Source organism: Paramesorhizobium salinisoli (assembly GCF_003335045.1).
Taxonomy (GTDB): Bacteria; Pseudomonadota; Alphaproteobacteria; order Rhizobiales; family Rhizobiaceae; genus Paramesorhizobium; species Paramesorhizobium salinisoli.
Map to the genome: position 1 here is coordinate 167,939 of NZ_QOZG01000007.1, position 18,244 is coordinate 186,182.

Annotated in this window: 15 protein-coding genes; 8 read left to right on the top strand and 7 right to left on the bottom strand. The window is 60.3% G+C overall.

Translation table 11 applies throughout. The features are described from left to right. The first annotated feature begins 6 nt into the window (after positions 1–6). Positions 7–2,184 carry a GumC family protein gene (locus tag DUT91_RS17370; RefSeq protein ID WP_114441767.1) on the top strand — a complete coding sequence of 726 codons (2,178 nt, stop codon included), beginning with the start codon at positions 7–9 and terminating at the stop codon, positions 2,182–2,184. After that, on the top strand, positions 2,175–3,455 hold the full coding sequence (locus DUT91_RS17375; protein ID WP_425373813.1) for a polysaccharide biosynthesis/export family protein: 1,281 nt from the start codon (positions 2,175–2,177) through the stop codon (positions 3,453–3,455). Before DUT91_RS17370 ends, DUT91_RS17375 begins: the two co-directional genes overlap by 10 nt. A gap of 65 nt (positions 3,456–3,520) precedes the next feature. Here DUT91_RS17375 and DUT91_RS17380 read toward each other — a convergent pair whose 3' ends face one another. Both DUT91_RS17380 and gmd read right to left on the bottom strand, forming a co-directional pair. Continuing rightward, positions 3,521–4,501: a GDP-L-fucose synthase family protein gene (locus DUT91_RS17380; RefSeq protein WP_114441769.1), complete on the bottom strand. Its 981-nt coding sequence runs from the start codon at positions 4,499–4,501 to the stop codon at positions 3,521–3,523. A gap of 1 nt (position 4,502) precedes the next feature. Further along, complete coding sequence (gene gmd / locus DUT91_RS17385; protein WP_114441770.1) at positions 4,503–5,576, bottom strand: GDP-mannose 4,6-dehydratase; 1,074 nt, start codon at positions 5,574–5,576, stop codon at positions 4,503–4,505. Positions 5,577–5,885: 309 nt separating this feature from the next. On the opposite strand from gmd, the gene DUT91_RS17390 reads away from it, so the two are divergent. The 4 genes from DUT91_RS17390 to DUT91_RS17405 are packed head-to-tail and all read left to right on the top strand — an operon-like array spanning position 5,886 to position 11,501. Then, entirely contained in the window at positions 5,886–7,148 is a 1,263-nt protein-coding gene (locus DUT91_RS17390; RefSeq protein ID WP_114441771.1) for a glycosyltransferase family 4 protein, read from the top strand. Then, positions 7,145–8,395: a glycosyltransferase family 4 protein gene (locus tag DUT91_RS17395; protein WP_114441772.1), complete on the top strand. Its 1,251-nt coding sequence runs from the start codon at positions 7,145–7,147 to the stop codon at positions 8,393–8,395. Before DUT91_RS17390 ends, DUT91_RS17395 begins: the two co-directional genes overlap by 4 nt. After that, a complete protein-coding gene (gene asnB, locus DUT91_RS17400; protein ID WP_114441773.1) occupies positions 8,383–10,302 on the top strand; it encodes an asparagine synthase (glutamine-hydrolyzing) in 1,920 nt (639 codons plus the stop codon). The genes DUT91_RS17395 and asnB overlap by 13 nt, the downstream gene beginning before the upstream one ends. After that, a complete protein-coding gene (locus DUT91_RS17405) occupies positions 10,299–11,501 on the top strand; it encodes a glycosyltransferase (protein ID WP_114441774.1) in 1,203 nt (400 codons plus the stop codon). The genes asnB and DUT91_RS17405 overlap by 4 nt, the downstream gene beginning before the upstream one ends. Here the strand turns inward: DUT91_RS17405 and DUT91_RS17410 are convergent. Genes DUT91_RS17410 through DUT91_RS17430 form a run of 5 tightly spaced genes read right to left on the bottom strand, consistent with a single transcriptional unit; the run spans position 11,438 to position 15,867 of the window. After that, positions 11,438–12,034 (bottom strand): LbetaH domain-containing protein, encoded by a 597-nt coding sequence (locus DUT91_RS17410; RefSeq protein ID WP_114441775.1) that lies wholly within the window; start codon positions 12,032–12,034, stop codon positions 11,438–11,440. The genes DUT91_RS17405 and DUT91_RS17410 overlap by 64 nt on opposite strands. A gap of 5 nt (positions 12,035–12,039) precedes the next feature. Beyond that, the gene (locus tag DUT91_RS17415; protein WP_245419775.1) at positions 12,040–13,323 is read right to left on the bottom strand and encodes a hypothetical protein; all 1,284 of its coding nucleotides are present in this window, start codon (positions 13,321–13,323) and stop codon (positions 12,040–12,042) included. Next, entirely contained in the window at positions 13,320–13,943 is a 624-nt protein-coding gene (locus DUT91_RS17420) for a YdcF family protein (protein ID WP_114441868.1), read from the bottom strand. The genes DUT91_RS17415 and DUT91_RS17420 overlap by 4 nt, the downstream gene beginning before the upstream one ends. A 38-nt stretch (positions 13,944–13,981) precedes the next feature. Beyond that, positions 13,982–14,815, bottom strand: coding sequence for a glycosyltransferase family 2 protein (locus DUT91_RS17425; protein WP_114441776.1), 834 nt, complete (start codon positions 14,813–14,815; stop codon positions 13,982–13,984). Further along, positions 14,812–15,867 (bottom strand): MraY family glycosyltransferase, encoded by a 1,056-nt coding sequence (locus DUT91_RS17430; protein WP_147272204.1) that lies wholly within the window; start codon positions 15,865–15,867, stop codon positions 14,812–14,814. Before DUT91_RS17430 ends, DUT91_RS17425 begins: the two co-directional genes overlap by 4 nt. A gap of 364 nt (positions 15,868–16,231) precedes the next feature. Between DUT91_RS17430 and DUT91_RS17435 the strand changes: the two genes are divergently transcribed. Together DUT91_RS17435 and DUT91_RS17440 are read left to right on the top strand one after the other, a co-directional pair. Then, a complete protein-coding gene (locus DUT91_RS17435; RefSeq protein WP_114441778.1) occupies positions 16,232–16,453 on the top strand; it encodes a hypothetical protein in 222 nt (73 codons plus the stop codon). A gap of 267 nt (positions 16,454–16,720) precedes the next feature. After that, entirely contained in the window at positions 16,721–18,220 is a 1,500-nt protein-coding gene (locus tag DUT91_RS17440; protein WP_114441779.1) for an oligosaccharide flippase family protein, read from the top strand. Positions 18,221–18,244: the final 24 nt, after the last annotated feature.

An 18,244-nucleotide genomic window follows, 5' to 3' on the forward strand; every position in this document is an offset into this window, starting at 1 on the left:
ACGACCGTGATTATATCCGAGGTGCCGTCCGCCGGATCGCGGACATCAATGCCCCTGTTTCTGGCGCTTATCAAACGTCGGAAATACATGCTGACAATTCCGACGCTGGCGGGCCTGGGGATGGGGCTCGCCGGTTATTCGACAGCCCCTTGGAACTATGTCTCCGAAGCGGTGCTCGTGTTGGATGTCCGCCGCGTGCAGGCGCTGCCGACTGAATCAGTCGTCTCGCCGCTGCCACAGGACAGCCCGGTGCTGCGGACCGAACTCGACGTCATCAATTCGCGGATGATGGCGCGCAACGTGATCCGACGGCTAGAATCGCAAGGTGTGGCGGTTCTCACCGATCAACCGGCGAAAACGCTTGTTTCAAGCTGGATGGACCGCTTTCGCTATATTTTTGATGGTGCGGCCTATGCCCAGCTTGCAGCTGCTCCTGAAATCAACGAGCCGGAACTTTCCGCCATCGAACGCAGGAAGACCGACATTCTCATTTCCAACCTGCGCGTGACGAATGACGGGCGCTCCTACACCATCTTCATCACCTACCGCGCACCGGATCCGGCCTATGCCGCGAAAGTGGCAAATGCATTCGGCGAGGCCTATCTGGCTCATCAGATCGAAGTCCAGCAGTCAGCGACCCGGCGCGTTAGCGACTGGCTGGGCGACAAGCTCGTTACATTGCGTTCCGATCTCGAAGCGTCGGAAAAGGCGGCGGAAAATTTCCGACAAAAGGCGGGCCTCGCAGAGGCCAATGGCGTGACGTTCCAGGCGCAGCGCGTCGCAGCACTCAATGCCGAGATCGTCGCCTCGACCGGTGCTCTATCGCTGGCTCAAGCGCGGCTGCAAACTGCAATGGTGCTCAGACAGGGGGACGATACCCCGGCGCTTGCAGAAATACTCGCTTCGCCGGCAATCCAGGCGCTGCGGCTGGAGGAGGCCAGGGTGGAACGGCGGCTTGCAGAGTTGCGATCCACGGGCGCGGTGAAAAGCGCAGAAATTCCTGCGTTGGCTTCCGAGCAGGCAGCGCTGAAAAAGCAGATAGGCACCGAGATCGACGAGATCATCAAGAGCCTGTCCAATGAGATTGCCATCGCGCAACGCAGGCGCAATACCATGGAGGCCACTTTGCTGGAGGCGCAGAACGAGCTTTCCAGGGCGGATCAGGCTCAAGTCGAGGCAGCTCAGCTCGAGCGCGAAGCCAATGCCAATCGGGCAATCTACGAAAGTTATTTGACCCGATACAAACAGACGATCGAGCAGGACGGCATAGCCGCGCCCGAAGCGCAGATGATCTCGATGGCGGAGCCTGCAAGCGCGCGGGCCAGCCCGCGTCTCATAACATGGCTGCTGCTCGGCTTCGGCATTGGCGGCGTCGCCGCTGCCGCCGGCACGGCGTTTCGCGAAGCGACCGATGGAGCGCTGCGTGATTCCAAGGCGCTTGAAACCACAACCGGCGTACCTGTCGCGGCGATGGTTCCGCTGCTTTCACCGGCCGAAATGCAGGCTGTCAAGACATCTGCGCCGGATGCGAGTACCGCCTTCGGCCGCGCGTTAGGAGCGATCTATGCATCGCTGCACACGGGACCCTCGATCGACCGGGGTAAGGCGATCGCCTTCCTGTCCGAAAGGGAAGGTGAAGGAAAATCCCTGCTGGTGGCTGGTCTCGCGCGCGCTCTGGCCGCCGCAGGGGTCAAAGTAGTGGTGGTCGACACCAATTTCCATTCGCCGCAAATGGCAAAGCAATTCGAGGTGAATCCGGCGTTCTTCATTGATGAAATAGTGAAATCCAACAGATCCGCTTCAGACATTATCTGCAATGACAGGATATCCGGCGTTAATATCGTAGCGGCGCAGCCAAAGGGCGTTCCTTCGCAAATCCTGCTCGCAGGCAAGCGTTTCCAAGGCCTCATCAGTGATCTGAAAGCCAGCCACGATGTCGTCCTGATCGATACGCTCGGCATCGAAGGCTCACCCGATGCACTGCTCGCGGCGGTTGCCGCGGACAGGACCATATTGGTGACGCGCGCCGATGCGGTGCATCTCGATGCCATCACCGTGGCGGTCCAGAACCTCTCGGCATGCGGACGCAAGCCGGAGGGCATCGTTCTCAACCGCGTACGTCCGCAGGGAAAACCAGGCGGCCTGGTCAGGCCGATGGCCGATCTGCGCCGATTATTCGTCTGATCCGAAAAAGGAGCATCCTCATGCGTGAGACTCGTGCGGCATTTTACATCCCGTCCATGGCGCTCAAAGGAACGTCGGCGCTGATAGGCCTTCTGTGGCTTGGATCGGTCGCGGCGCATGCGGCGGAAGCGGGCAGCTACAAAATCAACCCGAACGACGTTCTGCAGATTACGGTTTTCGGCCAGGCGGATCTCACAGGCCAATATCCGGTGGCGGTCGATGGCAGCCTGGGCTATCCTATCGTGGGCAATGTCGCGGTTTCCGGTCTCACCCCATCTGAGGTCGGTGAAAGGCTGGGAAAGGCTCTTGCGCAGCACATACCCGGCCTCGCCGTCACGGTTTCGATCGGCCAATATGCACCGGTATTCGTGCTTGGCGATATCCGCACGCCGGGGAAATACGAATACCGGCCGGGAATGATCGCGCTCGAACTGCTGGCTTTGGGAGGCGGCGCGGGCAGGGGCGAAAGCCCGTCTGTGACTGCCGGCATGCAAATGATCTCGGCCCAGCAGGAATACGCTGACGTGCAATTGCAGGTGTTCGCGCTACAGGTAAGACGTGCGCGGACCGAAGCCGAACTCGAAGGACATGTTTTCGAATACGCACTTCCCGCAACCGCAAATCAAGATGACGGCAATGCCCTGAAACAGCGCGTCATCGATGGTGAAAAGACGCTTTTCACCATCAGACGCAATACGCTGGCAGCCGAGGAGCGGGCGCTCGGTTCGCAGGTGGACAGCTTCTCCGATGAGATCAAGACGCTGCAGGCGAGCATCCGTCTGCACAATGACGAAATTGCGCTCCTCCAGGAAAACGTCAATTCGTCGAAGACGCTGGTCGATCGCGGACTTGCGGCGAAATCGAGCCTCAGGGAAATGGAACGCGAGCTTTCATCGACCCGGCGCGATGCGCTGGAGCTCGGCTCATTTCTCGCAAGGGCGCGGCAGAACCAGCTGGCGGTGCAACAGCGCATCGCATCTCTGGGCGATGTCCGCAGGAACGAGTCCGCGGCGAGCCTTCAGGAGATCGATCTTAGTCTTGCCCGAATGAAACGGAAGAGCCAGTCGCTTCTCGAAAGCATGGCCGAGATCGCCCGATCATCGGGAAACGTGTCGTCGAGCGACATTGCCCGCAAAATGATCTTCACTGTACTTAGAAGCGATAATAACGGCTATCAGGAAATCGCCGGCAACGAACGCACTGAGATGAAACCCGGCGATATTCTGCGCGTCGAGTTCGATCTGTCAAAGCTGTCGGGACCGCGTTCTTAACGCCTCAAGACATGGTGAGCCGTTTCGGCTCACCCACTTCCACCAAAGAGGCTGCCGGTTCTCTGTCAGGCCATGGCTGCCATTTCGGGTTCCCCGATCGCGGCCAGCCAGCGGGCATAGAGATCACGGATGCCCTCCTCAAGGCGAATCCTGGCGCGCCAGCCCATTGCTTCCATGCGCGAGGCGTCAAGGCGCTTGCGCGGCGTGCCGTCGGGTTTGGTCGTGTCATAGACGAAACTTCCCCTGTAGCCGACGATTTCGGCAATGAGGCTTGCCAGATCGCGTATCGAAATCTCCTCGCCCGCACCGATATTGACGTGTTCGCAACCGCTGTAAGCCTTCATGAGATACACGCATGCATCGGCCAGATCATCGACATGCAGGAATTCGCGTAGCGGCGTCCCCGTTCCCCACAGCATCACGCTTGGCGCACCGGTCACGTTCGCCTCATGAATCCGGCGGATCAGTGCCGGCAGGACATGCGAGGTTTCCGGATCGAAATTGTCATTCGGACCATAAAGGTTCGTCGGCATGGCCGAGATGAAGCAATCGCCATACTGCCTGTTATAGAACTGCGCGAGCTTCATTCCCGCGATCTTGGCTATGGCATAGGCCTCGTTGGTCGCCTCAAGCGGTCCCGAAAGCAGCATATTCTCCCGGATCGGCTGGGGCGCATTGCGCGGATAGATGCAGCTCGACCCGAGCCAAAGGAGCTTCTGCACACCCGTTTCATGCGCGGCATGCATGATATTGCCGGCGATCATCATGTTCTCGTAAAGGAACTCGACGGGATAGCGCGCATTTGCGGCGATGCCGCCGACGCGGGCGGCTGCGACGAACACCACATCGGGGCGCTTCGCCCTCATCCAGCTTTCCGTGGGCGCTTGCCGGATCAGATCCACCTGCCCGTGCGGCACGGTCAGGACGGTGCAGCCTTCCCTTTCAAGACGCCGCACCAGCGCCGAGCCGACCAGACCCGTATGACCGGCGACAAAGACGCGTTTGCCGCGCAGAGGGAAATGCGCGTGTTCATCACCATGGCTCATATCACGTTCCAAGAAAATCATTGCGTCCGACCTCCCTCATGATGTTGTGCAGATCCCGATCGACCATTTCCGTAACGAGATTTCCGAACGGCACCGAATGCTTCCAGCCAAGCCGCTCTCGCGCCTTGGAGGCGTCTCCCAAAAGGAAGTCGACTTCGTTCGGGCGGAAATAGCGCGGATCGATCTCGATGATTTCAGCACCGGTGCGGACATCGACCCCGACTTCATCGACGCCGCTTCCCATCCACTCGACCCTCGTGTCCACGGCCGCAAAGGCACGCTCGGCGAACTCGCGTACACTGTGGGTTTCTCCCGTCGCCAGGACATAGTCGTCCGGGTGTTCCTGCTGGAGAATCCTCCACATGCCCTCGACATAATCGCGTGCATGGCCCCAGTCTCGCCTGGCGTCCAGATTGCCAAGCCTCAGCTTCTGCTGAAGCCCAAGGTGAATGGCGGCAACGGCGCGCGTGATCTTGCGCGTGACGAAGGTCTCTCCGCGCAATGGGCTCTCATGATTGAAAAGAATGCCATTCGAAGCATGAAAGCCGTAGGCTTCGCGGTAGTTGATCGTGATCCAATAGGCATAGAGCTTCGCCACCGCATAAGGACTGCGCGGGGCAAATGGAGTCGTTTCGTTCTGTGCAGTCGATGAGCTATTTCCAAATAGTTCCGATGTCGAGGCCTGGTAGAAACGGCAGGTTTTCGCAATGCCCATGATCCGCATCGCTTCCAGGAGCCTCAGCGGACCGAGCGCATCGGCATTGGCGGTATATTCAGGCGTATCGAAACTGACCTGGACGTGGCTCTGTGCGCCCAGATTATAGATCTCGTCCGGCCTCACTTCCTGGATGATGCGGCAAAGGTTGGTCGCGTCCGTGAGATCGCCATAATGTAACGTGAATTTCACATCGCTCCCGTACGGATCCTGATAGAGATGATCGATGCGCCCCGTGTTAAACGACGATGAGCGCCTTTTGAGGCCGTGAACCCGATATCCCTTCGACAGGAGCAGTTCGCTGAGATAGGCGCCGTCCTGTCCCGTCACGCCGATGATTAATGCGGTTTTTCCGGTCAAGAATGCCTCCTCTTATCGGTTTGGGCCATGGCTACACACTCCCGGCGGAACGCCGCTCATCCCGCACCAGTCTCGGTTATTTTCACAGGAGGCGAAATCGCTCCATTATGCGCATGGCGCTTCACCCGAGGGGGTAGGCAGGCGCGAAACAGCTGCTTGGCGGGATCAGCCTCCGTCTTTGCCGTAGCAGGAGGACACGCCTTAAGGGGTAGCGCATTGCGCGCGCGCGTAGGCCGCTAATGCCTTTGGCTTGCTTGTCCAGCCATCGTCCGTTCGGCAATTCTGGACTGGAAAAACGGGGTTGGCTTTATGAGAATCCTCTTTGCAAACCGCTATTTCCATCCCGACCAATCGGCCACGAGCCGGATGATTTCAAGCCTTGCCTTTTCCTTGGCGCGGGATGGGCTTGAGGTCGAAATTATCGCCGGCCGTCACTACTATAACCGCCCAAAAGAAGTGCTCCCGGCGGAGGAGATCATCAACGGCGTGCGGGTTCATCGGATATGGACCTCGGGTTTTGGCCGACGCTCGCTAGCCGGCCGGGCCGTCGATTACGCGACCTTTCATTTTTCCGCGATGACATGGTGGCTGCGCCATGCGCAGCGTGACGATATCTGCGTTGTGTGCACCGATCCGCCGCTTCTCGCGGTGAGCAGTACCCTGCCGATCAGGCTTCGCGGGGCAAAGCTCGTCAACTGGGTCATGGACCTTTTTCCAGAAACGGCGATGGAACTCGGCATGATGCGCGCCGACAATCTTTCGGGCAGGATTGCGCTGGCGCTGCGCAACTGGTCGATGCGACGCTCCGCTTTGACGATATGCCCCATCGACGCGATGGCACATCATCTGGCCGGCCAGGGTGTGGCAAGGGAGCATCTGAGTGTCGTTCATCACTGGTCCGACAAGAACGAGATCCAGCCGGTGCCGCGCAAGGAGAACGGACTGCGCAAGACGTGGGGATTGAGCCGTCACTTCGTCATCGGATATTCCGGCAATTTCGGCCGGGCGCATGAATTCATGACCGTGCTCGACGCCGCCGAAAAGCTCATCGGCGTGAAGGGCATCCGTTTTCTCTTCATCGGCGACGGACAGCAAAGGCCATTCGTCGAGGCCGAGGTCAGGCGCAGGGGCTTGAGCAACGTGGTTCTGAAGCCATTCCAGCCGGCGGAGAACCTGTCTGAAAGCCTGTGCGTGGCGGATCTGCATCTCGTATCGCTGCTCCCGCAACTCGAACATTGTATTGTGCCAAGCAAGTTCTACGGCGTTCTGGCGGCGGGACGGCCGACCATCTTCATCGGCGATCCCGATGGGGAAATCGGTTCGTCGGTGCGTACATTCGAATGCGGCGAGGCCGTGAAACCGGGAGATGTCGCCGGGCTGATCGATTTCATTCTGCGCTTGAAACATTCGCCCCTGCTCCGGGCCACCATGGGCAACAATGCGCGATATCTCATGGAAACCGCGTATTCACGTGAATATGGGACCGGCGTCTGGCATTCCGCGGTCGCTCGTCTCGCCGCATCGGACGAACTGGCTGGCGTACCGTCGCTGTCCAACGGGGGGCTGCGGTGAACAAAAGCATCGTCGTCAGCCAGCTCGGCGCCAGGATGCATTATGCCGTGCCGCGCATTCTGGCGGGTGACGGACGGCTTGCGCATTTTTATACGGATATCTGCGCCACGAAGGGCTGGCCGCGGCTCTTGCAGGCGCTTCCGCCCCGCACGCTCCCTCTGGCAATCCGGCGGCTCGTCGGGCGTGTGCCCCATGATATTCCGCCGGACCAGACAACCACCTTTCCATCCTTCGGGCTGCATTCCGCCATCAGGCGCCTTGCCGGAAAGACCCGTTCCGACGAAACGGCGAACGCGCTGTGGGCCGGTGAACGTTTCGGCACCCTCGTCGCTGCCGAAGGCTTCCACGATGCCGCCGGCATCTACGCCTACAGCGGAGAGGCGCTGGAACAGTTGAAAACGGCGCGCGCCCATGGGTTATGGACCGCCGTCGAGCAGATGATCGCCCCGCGCGAGGTGGTGGACCGGCTTGTCGGCGAGGAAGACGCGGCGTTTCCGAATTGGCAGTTGCCCGTCACGGACGATCCTTTTGCAGCAGCCTTCATCGCGCGCGAGCGAGCCGAATGGGCGCTTGCCGATGTCATCATCTGCCCGTCGGAATTCGTCCGTCGCCATGTGATTGAAAGCGGTTGTCCCGCCGCGCGCGCCACCGTCATTCCCTATGGGATCGACAGCCGTTTCACCGTGGCGAAGCGCGCGCGTGAGCCGGGGCCTCTGCGGGTCCTGACCGCCGGAGAGATCTGCCTGCGCAAGGGCTCGCCCTATGTTCTGGAGGCTGCAAGACGCCTGCGTGGACGGGCGATCTTCCGCATGGTGGGTCCATGCACCGTGTTGCCCCAGGCGCGGGCCGCGCTGGAGGCCGCCGTCGATCTGAAGGGTGCAGTGCCGCGCAGCAGAATGCGGGAGCAATATGCCTGGGCGGATGTGTTCCTGCTGCCATCGATCTGCGAGGGTTCCGCGACGGTGGTCTACGAGGCGTTGGCGGCTGGACTGCCCGTTATCTGTACCGAGAACACCGGCAGCGTGGTGCGGCACGGCACAGACGGCTTCATCGTCCCGATCCGCGATGTTGATGCGATCGTCGAGGCTTTGGAGCGATTGGCGGCCGCCCCGCGTCTGCATGGGGATATGATTGCAAATGCGCTTGCCCGTGCGGCGGAATTCACCTTGGAACACTATAGCCAGCGCCTGCTGGCGGCGCTCTCCGGCGTCCACAGAAGCGAGGAGATTTTGCCATGTGCGGGATAGCCGGCATCGTTTCGCAGGATCGCACCGCAGCCGCCAGGGCGCTGCACAGGATGGTGGAGGCGCAGCGACATCGCGGGCCGGACGGAAGCGGTGAAAGCATCGCGTGCTTCGGCAGTGGTGTCCTAGCGCTCGGTCACACACGGCTTGCCATTATCGATGTGTCGTCAGCCGGCGCGCAGCCGATGGTCCATCCTGCGACCGGCGACAGGCTCGTTTTCAACGGGGAGATCTACAATCACGGCCACCTGAGACACGAACTTGCGGCGCGCGGCTGCGTTTTCAGGGGGACGAGTGACAGCGAAACGTTGCTACACGCGCTCGTGGAATGGGGCCCGCAATGTATTGCTCGGCTTGAAGGCATGTTTGCCTTCGCGTTCCATCGCGCGGCGACGGGCGAATTGCTGCTCGCGCGAGATCCGCTAGGCATCAAACCGCTTTATCTGGCACCGGGCCTGACGAACGGGTGCGATCTTGTCTTCGCCAGCGAAGTGCGGGCGATCCTGCGCTGCGATCTCGTTGCACGGGAGATAAGCGTCAAAGGGTTGGCGGGGCTTCTTTCGTATGGCGCGGTGCAACACCCCTTCACCTTGTTCGAAACCATTCGTTCCTTTCCTGCGGGATGCTGGCAGCGCTTTCCAGCAGATGGGCGGGCAGATGATCCAATCCGCTTCTGGCAGCCCGCGCGTCCCGATCCGGCACGCGACATGATAACCACCCTTGCAGCTGTCAGGCAGACGGTGGATGCGGCAGTGCGCGATCATCTGGTCAGCGACGTTCCGCTCGGGCTGTTTCTGTCGTCGGGGCTCGACAGTTCCATCGTCGCCGGCACGGCCTCGCGTCATGTGCGAGATTTGCGCAGTTTCACCGTCGGCTTTGCCGACAATCCTGACATGAACGAGCTTGCGCTGGCCACCAGGACCGCAGAACTCTTCGGTCTTCACCACACGGAATGCCTCATCAATGGTGGCGATGCGCTCGATGCGGTGACCTCCTGGCTCGATGCGCTCGATCAGCCTTCCATCGACGGCCTGAATGTCTATGTCATTTCCAAGGCGGCGCGCGAACATGGCATCAAGGTTGCCCTTTCCGGCCAGGGTGGCGACGAATTGTTCGGTGGTTATTCCACCTTCCGCGACGTACCGGTGCTTCACCGGATGATGCGTCCAGTCTCAGCGCTTCCGCCGGCGCTCCGCCGCCGCCTGGCCGAAATCGCGACCATAAACCGCTCAACCAGCACAAGGGCAAAGGCATCGGCTATCGCCAGCTGCGACGGCGATCTCATCAGCCTGTACATGCAGCGGCGGCGGCTGATGACGCCCACGCAGCTTCGCCGTCTCGGACTGGACCATATCGCGGCGGGTCTTACCGTGGATTTCCACGATCCCCGGGAAATCGACGCCCTATCCATCGAAGAGAAAGATCCTGTGTGGACAGTCTCGCTCCTGGAGAGCAGGTTTTATCTCGCCAACATGCTTCTCAGGGACGGCGACGCCAACAGCATGGCGCACGGATTTGAAGTCCGGGTGCCATTTCTCGATCGCCGCCTACTCGATCTGACGGCCTCTATCCCGGGGCATATCCGCCTTCCGGCCGATGGGAGCCCCAAGCATCTGCTGCGCGCGGCATTTCCCGATATCCTGCGGCCCGAACTTCTCTCGCAGCCGAAATCCGGTTTCGCCTTGCCGATCGGGCGATGGATGACTGGTCCTCTCCTCGACATCTGCCGCAATGGTCTCGAAAGCCTGAAAGGCTGCGGTCTGCTGGCGCCCGCCGGAGTCGATGCGATCTGGGACACCTTCGCTGCTGAACCCGAGACGCCGGCCTGGTCACGCGCGTTCTTGTGCGCCGTGATCGGCCAGTATCTGCAACGGGTGTGCGAACCGGCCGATATGAGATTGGCATCATGAAGATCATCCATGTGATCGGCTCCGTGGATCCGGCCAAGGGTGGACCGCAGGCCGTCGTCATCCGCCTCGCCGCGGCGCAGGTGGCGCTGGGCCACGAGGTGCATCTCGTCAGCTATGGCAACCCGGAAATTGAGAGAAGGGCCTTCCTGGCGGCGGCGGCCATCCCCGGTTTCGACAAGGTACAGCGTCATATCCTACCGATGCCGGCACGCATCGAACGGATTTTCGCGACGCAGGCGCGTCGGCTCCTGCGTCGCCTGCTGGCGGGAACGGATTTCGTGCATCTGCATGGAGTATGGGAAGCGATCCTGCGCATCGCAGCCCTGCTCGCCAGGCGGCACGATATTGCCTACTGCGTACGCCCCGCCGGCATGCTCGATGTCTGGAGCCTGAAACAGAAAGCCTGGAAAAAGCGGCTTGCCCTTCTAACCGGCTATCGCCGGATGCTCGATGGCGCCGCCTTCATCCAGGCGCTGAATGCGGATGAAGCGCAGTTGATGCAACCCCTTGCCCTCAGGGCTCCGAGCGTCGTCATCCCGAACGGCATTTTTCTCGAGGAACTGGAGCCCGGCGGCAGGAGCGGGACATTCCGCCGCCGCATTCCGACTCTCGGTGACAGGCGTTTCATCCTGTTTCTTTCGCGTCTGCACTACAAGAAAGGTCTCGACATTCTGGCGCAAGCCATTGCTATTGCCGCGCCCGCCTGTCCCGATGTCGACCTTGTCGTCGCCGGGCCCGATGAAGGGGCCGGCGAGGCTTTCAAGCTGGAGATAGCCGAAAAGGGCCTGTCCGCACGCGTGCATATGATCGGCCCGGTCTACGGGCGCGAAAAGATTGATGCGATGCGCGAGGCGGAGTGTTTCTGCCTGCCGAGCAGGCAGGAGGGTTTTAGTGTGGCGATCACCGAGGCGCTTGCCTGCGGCCTGCCTGTCATCATCACGGATGCCTGCCATTTTCCGGAGGTGGAGAGCTCCGGAGCAGGCCTGATCTGCAGCCTCGATGCGGCCGCTGTAGCGGATGCGCTCGCGACCGTTCTCCGCGATCCTCAGGCAGCCCGCACCATGGGTGAGAGAGGCGGCGCGCTGGTTCGCCAGCACTACACATGGCCGAAAATCGCCCACCGCACGGTCGAGGCCTATACGGCGGTCCTGGATATCAAGCGGCGCGTCTTGACGGCGCGTGCCGGATTGCCGGCATAGACCGTCCAGGCATCGAGATCCTTGGAGGCGACGGCGCGCGCGCCCAGCACCGCACCCTCGCCCATCGTTACGCCCGGCCCGACAAAGGCTTCCGCCGCGACCCAGCCATGCATGCCGACAAAGATTGGCCGGGTTTTGAGCGGGAAATTCGGATGGTTGATATCATGCGTTCCGGTGCAAAGATGCGCCCGCTGCGAGACAATGGCAAAATCCGCAAGGGAAACGGGCGCGACATTGTAGCAGATGGCGTCGGGCCCAAGCGAAGAATGGGCCCCCATGCTAAGATGCGCCGGCCACCATATGCGCGCGCTGCCGCGCACGATCGCCGTCTTGTGGATTTGCGCTCCGAAGGCGCGCAGGATCAGGCCGCGCCAGCGCCACATGAAGGACGGCGTCCAGGCGGCGAGAAGAAGCCACGCAGCCGACCAGACGAGCCGCATCAGGCGATGGCGCAGCGCAAAGGTCGGCCCGCCGAGAAGCGGCGCTGATGCTGCGCAGGGCAGGGAATGCGGATCGGAATAGCGCGACAGCATCGATATTACCTCCAGGATATCTGCGCATCCGGTGCACGATAGCCGCCGACGATCGATGACAGCGCCATCCCCCGGAACCTGGCAAAGACCAGAATTGGCACCAGAAACAGCGCCATGTGGATCCAGACCTGCACGACCCAGTCCGTTTGATGCGAGATCGCATGCATGGCCGGGACGATCGACATCATGTAGACGAGCTGCGCCGTCGTTCCGCCAGCGATCGCCGCCTTCCATATCCGGCATATGACATAGGAAAGGAGGAGGAATTTGATGGCGCCGAAATACCAAAATGAGGAGAAGGCGTCGACGAACCCGGTTTCGGTGGTGCCGGTCAAAGGCTGATAACTGCGCTCGGGCTGCGGCGTGCTGAGCTTGAGCGCATCCTTGAACGACGTGCCGACAAGCTGGGCCGGCACGAAGGTAAAGACCAGCTTATTCCAATGGAACTTCCCATAATCGAATTCCAGCCTGCGGTCGATCTCATCTATGCGCTGCACGGCATTGCGCATCTCCAGCCCTCCCTCCCTCAGCGTTTCCTCGAAATTGCCGACGACATCGATTTCCAGCACGTGGTCCCAGACCGGGCCGGAATGGGCGCGTGCTATCTGGCGATAATCGGACATGCTGGTCATGAAAAAGCTTCCACTGAGGATTCCCGCGATCATGACTGAACGCGGTACGATCCAGCCGCGATGGAACCAGACCGCAAACAGGATCATCATGACGAGTTCCAGCGCCTCGGCGCGTTTGCCTGTCACGATGATGCGGTCGAGATAGAAAATCAGATCGAAGCCGATGATGAGCGTGCCGGCAGTCGTCGGGTGGCGGGTAAAGCACAAGAGCGCGATCGCCAATCCGTAGGCCATGAGGCGGGCAAAAAAGAGATAGACGACCGGTGTTCCGGTCATCTGCACGCCGATCGAGATTTCGCCGGGCAGACGGCTCAAAAGGAAATAGAAATAGGCACCTATGACGGAGAGAAACGCTGCGGCGATTAAAAGCCGCTTTTCGCTGAAGGTCTGGTTCAGGAAGGTGAAGGGCCGCGCCGTTTGCGACCAGCCGCACCTCAGCATCACAAGGCAGAGAATCGCCATCAGCATGGCTTTGACATAGGCGCCGGAAGGCAGGAAGGGATCGCTTGCCAGGCTCGGCAGCTGAGGAATGATGAAGCCCATCGTCATGACTGAGGCAAGGAATGGAAACTGATACATCTTTTCCGGGCGCAGGATTCCGGCGGTGAAATACCACGCCACGATGAGGACGAATATCCAGGTCACCAGCCAGTTCATGCCCGCTGCTCCACATCACAGGACCGCGCGGCGTCGGTTTCGGGCATTTGATCTGCAGAAAGAAGCCTCAGCCTGTACCACAGCAGCTTGAGATATTCCTTGAGGATGGCGACGCCGTAGGGGCCGAATGCGGTCTGCCAGAAAGAATCGGGTGGTTCGACGACGGACGGTATCCAGTTGATGCGGGGGCATATATTGGCGAAGCTTTCCACCGCGCGGCGCGAATGGAACCAGTTCGTCACCAATACGGCGTTGCGGACGTTCAATTGGTCCAGAAACGGTGCCGAATAAAGTGCGTTCTGCCATGTGCTGCCCGACAGACATTCGACCAGGATGGCGGAGGGCGAAACGCCGTTGCGGATCAGATCGCGTCGGATGAAAAGACAGTCGCCGTCACCGCTGACGAGTACAATCGGCGCCGTTCCTTCAAGCCAGAGTTCGGCTGCATGAACTGCCCGGGCCGGACCGTCTCCGCCCAAAACGACAATCACATCGGCCTTGCGTGTTTCGCCGCGTAAGGTCAGCAGGGGATCGGCCCAGAAGATGGCCGCCAGCGGGCATGCCGCAAGCACGGCGCAAAGGATCGCCCAGCGAAGAAGGACGGGGTGGGGACGTTCCATACTGCCCGGCGCGGACTCTTGGCTTACATTGGCGGTATTCACCCGGCAAATCCCCGCTGACGCTGACGCTGTTCCTCGGTCTTTACCACGATCATGAACTCATAGGCGGAAAGCAGGCGGCAGTAGAAATAGCCGGGCTTGCCATCGAGAAAGCCGCCGCGTAGCAGATACATGTAGAGGAACCGCAAGGTGGGCCTGAAGGGCAGCCGGTAGGAGAGAGCCTTAAGGCCGCGCCGCCGGCGATCGGATTTGGCACTGAACAGGCCCCTCCAGTCGATCTTGCGGTCCGGTCTGCGGCTCGATGACAGATCGGCCTCCACCGAGGAATAGCGATTGTGCTTGTCATACCAGGCTTCGAGCCCCTTGTTGAAGCTGTAGTGGATGAAATGGGACTCCAGTTCGCCGGCCGGGCCATCGCCAGTGCATCGCGAATGGACGGAACGCTCGAAGCGCACCCTGTCCGGCCTTACCAACCTGGTGATCCAGGTCGGATAGAGGCTGCTGTGGCGGATCCAGCGGCCCATGAACATGTTCTTGTAGCGTGCTTTGAAAAATGCTTCGGGCCGGCCCGGGTCACGGGCAATGGCCAGCATCTCGTCACGCAGATCCGGCGGGGTGATCTCGTCGGCATCGGGCGTATAGACCCATGGGTATTTGAACGCGATCTCAGTCAGTCCATACATTCTCTGGCGATCTTCGCTGTCATAGGCACGCCGGTAGATGCGTGCACCCGCCGCCTCCGCGATCTCGACCGTGCGGTCCGTGCTGAAGGAATCGAGAATGACGATATCGTCGCTCCATGAAAGCGAGGCGAGGCAGGCGGGCAGATTGGCTTCTTCGTTCAGCGTCATGATAAGAACCGAAATGCTCATGGTGTGGCTCCGGGAATGGTTGTTTGCGGACTTGCCGGACGCGGCATGTGATGCGCGGCGCGGGACTGGCCGGTCATGCGAAGGACGAAGATTGTGTGCAGAACCGCAGGAACGAGGAGGCCGGCGATCAGCAGCTCTTCCGGTATCCCAAGGATGATGCTGAAATAGGCAATGGCGCCGCACAGGGCTGACAAAGCGACGAGCACGACGGTTGTCCTGGCCGGCGACAGGCCCGCCTCCAGCAACAGATGATGAAGATGCCACCGATCGGCGGAAAGCGGATTGCGTCCGGCCGCGATGCGGCGGACAATAAGGCTGAGCGTATCGACGATCGGAATGACGATCAGCCAGAGCAGGACGGGGAATGGCAACCCGCTCTTGCCCACGGACAAGGCGACGATGAAACAGCCAATAGCCGCGCCGAGCAGCGTGCTGCCCGCATCGCCCAGAAAGACGCTGGCCTTCATGCGCCAGCGGTGACGCAAGTTAAAACCAAGAAAGCCGACCACCGCGGCAAGCAGGATCAGGGATTGCATCATGACCGGAGCATGTCCCGCATGAAGTGCGAGTAGCGCTAGCCAGAACAGCGATGCGGCGGCGCTGCCGCCGGCAAGCCCATCGACGCCATCGGTCATGTTGACGGCGTTGATGATGCCAACGATGAAGATGATCGCCATAGGAACGATGATCGGAGAAAGCTGATCCGCCAGCTCGGGCGAAACGATGACCGAAAGATTGAAGTTCGCCGCGTCGCTGATACCGATAATCATATAGGCGGCGAGGGTCTGAACGAGAAGTCGCGGCAGTGCGGGCAGGCCGAAACGATCATCCAGCGCACCGAAAACCAGGATAAGGCAGAGGCCTGATACAACGGGCCAGGAGAGCTGCATCGTGTTTTCCAGCCAGATATTGGCTATGACGAAGGCAGCAAAGATGGCGATCCCACCGCAAAGCGGGACTGCACCCTCGTGCAGCTTTCTTGTGTCTGGAAGGTCGAGGAAATGCCATTCGTCGGCAAAGCGCTTCAGGCTGATGTTCAGAACAACCGACATGAAAAACGCTGTCCATATGCTGAGATGAAAGCTCGCCAAATTCGTCCTCCCCGAGTCCTGCCGATTTCCGGCGGGCCCACGTTGCGTAAGCAGCGTTCACGCGTCTGAAAGTTGTACTGGGCGGCGGCGGCAGGGACGACTTGGCAAATCAGGGGAAGCCTCACGCCTCCGGATAGAGACCGCTCCGTCGAAATGGGTAAGATCACCGCTCAATAGTGACTAAGCCTGAGCTGATTTGCGAAGAGGCATGGCGTTGATCAACCGGATAGAATCGAGGCTTCGCCAGAGAACGTGGATCATCCCCGCTGCATGGCTGGCGACAAAGCCTCACAGCGAATGATTGTAGCGATAAACGGAGAATCCTATGGCTGCAGACGCACGGGCCGCTGCCATCGCTGCCCTATCCATATGCGAATCCCTCCTGCTCGCGCTCGAGGCCAACGGCGTCCTGTCGCGCGCGGAAATCGATGCGCTTTTGACAGATGCGGAGACGACCCTCAATCAAGCTGGGCCGGAAAGCACTCCCGACGTGACGGCGGCCGGCAATCTGGTCAGCCGCATAAGGGAGGGAAAGAACAACCGATGAGGGTAGGACATCAGGTTTCCCCGCAAAATCTTCGGCTCATCCTTTTTGCCTAAGCCTTACGCAGATTGGCGACGTTTTCTAAACGGCAGAACGGCCTATCGTCAGATCGGGCGGAGGAAACCTATCCGGACGCATATTCCGTGATGGAAGGATGGTTCTTTGCCCCCTCGCGAGGAGCACAGAAATGAGCGAAATGGGATCCTACCCATCCGCAGAAATGATGACCCGGCGCCAAAAAACCGGACAAGATCACGGGACGGACGATGCATGAGCAGGTTCCGCCAGGCATTCCTGATGGCCACCCTGGAGCAATATCTGGGACTTCTGATCGGGGTGGGCACGATTGCCGCGATGGCGCGGCTGCTTACCCCAGCGGAAATCGGCCTTGGCGTCATCGGGCTGGGAATCGGAACCATCGTCTTCTCGCTGCGCGAATTTGCCAGCCCTGACTTCCTCATCAAGCGCGATCATGTCGATACGCAGGACGTGCGGACCTCGTTCACCGTCCTGCTCGCCCTCACGACGGGGCTTTCCCTGCTGCTTTATCTTGGACGCGGCTGGCTGGCGGAATTCTACCATGACGAGTCGCTTTTGTCTTTTCTCGACCTTCTCATCATCGCGGCATTCGTTGAAACCCTCTCGCTTCCGATCATCGCGCTGTTGCGTCGCGACATGGCATTCGGGATTCTTGCCCGGATCCGCACGGCGGGGAGCGCCGTCGCGGCGTCAACCACCATCGGCATGGCGGTTTTCAGCGGCGGTCACATGAGCTTTGCAGTCGGCCTGCTTTCCGGCGCGCTGACCACGACTTTGCTCGCATTCGCCGCGCGCCCGGTCGTATCCATTTTCCGCCCAAGTGTTTCGTCGCTGCGGGAGGCTTTGCACTTCGGCTCTTATATGGGCGCGACTTCCGTGTTGAACAAAATCTACGAGACGCTGCCGCAGCTTCTGCTCGGGCGCATCATGACGCCCAGTTCGGTTGGAATATTCAACCGTGCCAACGCCGTGTGCAGCTTGCCGGACCGGGTGTTCCTGTCAGCGGTATTTTCCGTCGCGTTCCCCGTCCTGGCCGAGCAGGTGCGCCAAGGGGAAAATCTGCGTGCTTCCTATTTGCGGGCGATCAGCTACATCTCGGTCGTTTACTGGCCTTCGCAGATCCTGCTGGCGCTGCTCGCCTATCCGACAGTGCGCATCATCCTCGGCGAAAACTGGAGCGATGCGCCTCCCATCGTCGCCATCCTATGCCTGGCGAGCACGTTCTGGTTTCCGGTCATCCTGACATATCCGCTTCTGATCGCGCTTGGCGAAAATCGCGAAGCCTTTATTTCCAACTGCATCGCGCGCATCGCTTCCGCCGTGGTTCTGTGCGGCGCTGCGTTCTGGGGGCTGACGGCGCTGGCGCTCAGTCAGTTCATAACCCTGCCTTTCCAGATGATGGTGTCGCTTTACTTCGTGAGGAAGCACGTGCAGTTCGAATGGATGGATCTGATGGAGGCCATCCGGCCGAGCGCCATCGTCACCGCGGGTGCCATGGTCGGCCCGGTCATTGTCATTGCCCTCCATGGTTTCGACCTCGACATCTCGCCGCTTTCCGGTCTTTTCGCAGGTATTCTCGCCATCATGTGCTGGCTGACGGTGCTTATCCGGACGCGTCATCCCTTCCTCACCGAAGTCGATCGTCTCTGGCAGAAGGTCCCCTCATGGATGGCGCTGCGGGGAACCGGAAAGAATGCGGCCGACCCATCCACCGTCACGCCTGCGGAATGAACTGGACCAGGAGCATGTCAAGCG

Coding starts and splice junctions, on each gene's coding strand:
- DUT91_RS17410 (WP_114441775.1), bottom strand. CDS start 12,034: ATGCTGTCGCGCTATTCCGATCCGCATTCCCTGCCCTGCGCAGCATCA.
- DUT91_RS17415 (WP_245419775.1), bottom strand. CDS start 13,323: ATGAACTGGCTGGTGACCTGGATATTCGTCCTCATCGTGGCGTGGTAT.
- DUT91_RS17425 (WP_114441776.1), bottom strand. CDS start 14,815: ATGAGCATTTCGGTTCTTATCATGACGCTGAACGAAGAAGCCAATCTG.
- DUT91_RS17435 (WP_114441778.1), top strand. CDS start 16,232: ATGGCTGCAGACGCACGGGCCGCTGCCATCGCTGCCCTATCCATATGC.
- DUT91_RS17380 (WP_114441769.1), bottom strand. CDS start 4,501: ATGAGCCATGGTGATGAACACGCGCATTTCCCTCTGCGCGGCAAACGC.
- asnB (WP_114441773.1), top strand. CDS start 8,383: ATGTGCGGGATAGCCGGCATCGTTTCGCAGGATCGCACCGCAGCCGCC.
- DUT91_RS17430 (WP_147272204.1), bottom strand. CDS start 15,867: ATGTCGGTTGTTCTGAACATCAGCCTGAAGCGCTTTGCCGACGAATGG.
- DUT91_RS17420 (WP_114441868.1), bottom strand. CDS start 13,943: ATGGAACGTCCCCACCCCGTCCTTCTTCGCTGGGCGATCCTTTGCGCC.
- DUT91_RS17440 (WP_114441779.1), top strand. CDS start 16,721: ATGAGCAGGTTCCGCCAGGCATTCCTGATGGCCACCCTGGAGCAATAT.
- DUT91_RS17405 (WP_114441774.1), top strand. CDS start 10,299: ATGAAGATCATCCATGTGATCGGCTCCGTGGATCCGGCCAAGGGTGGA.
- DUT91_RS17390 (WP_114441771.1), top strand. CDS start 5,886: ATGAGAATCCTCTTTGCAAACCGCTATTTCCATCCCGACCAATCGGCC.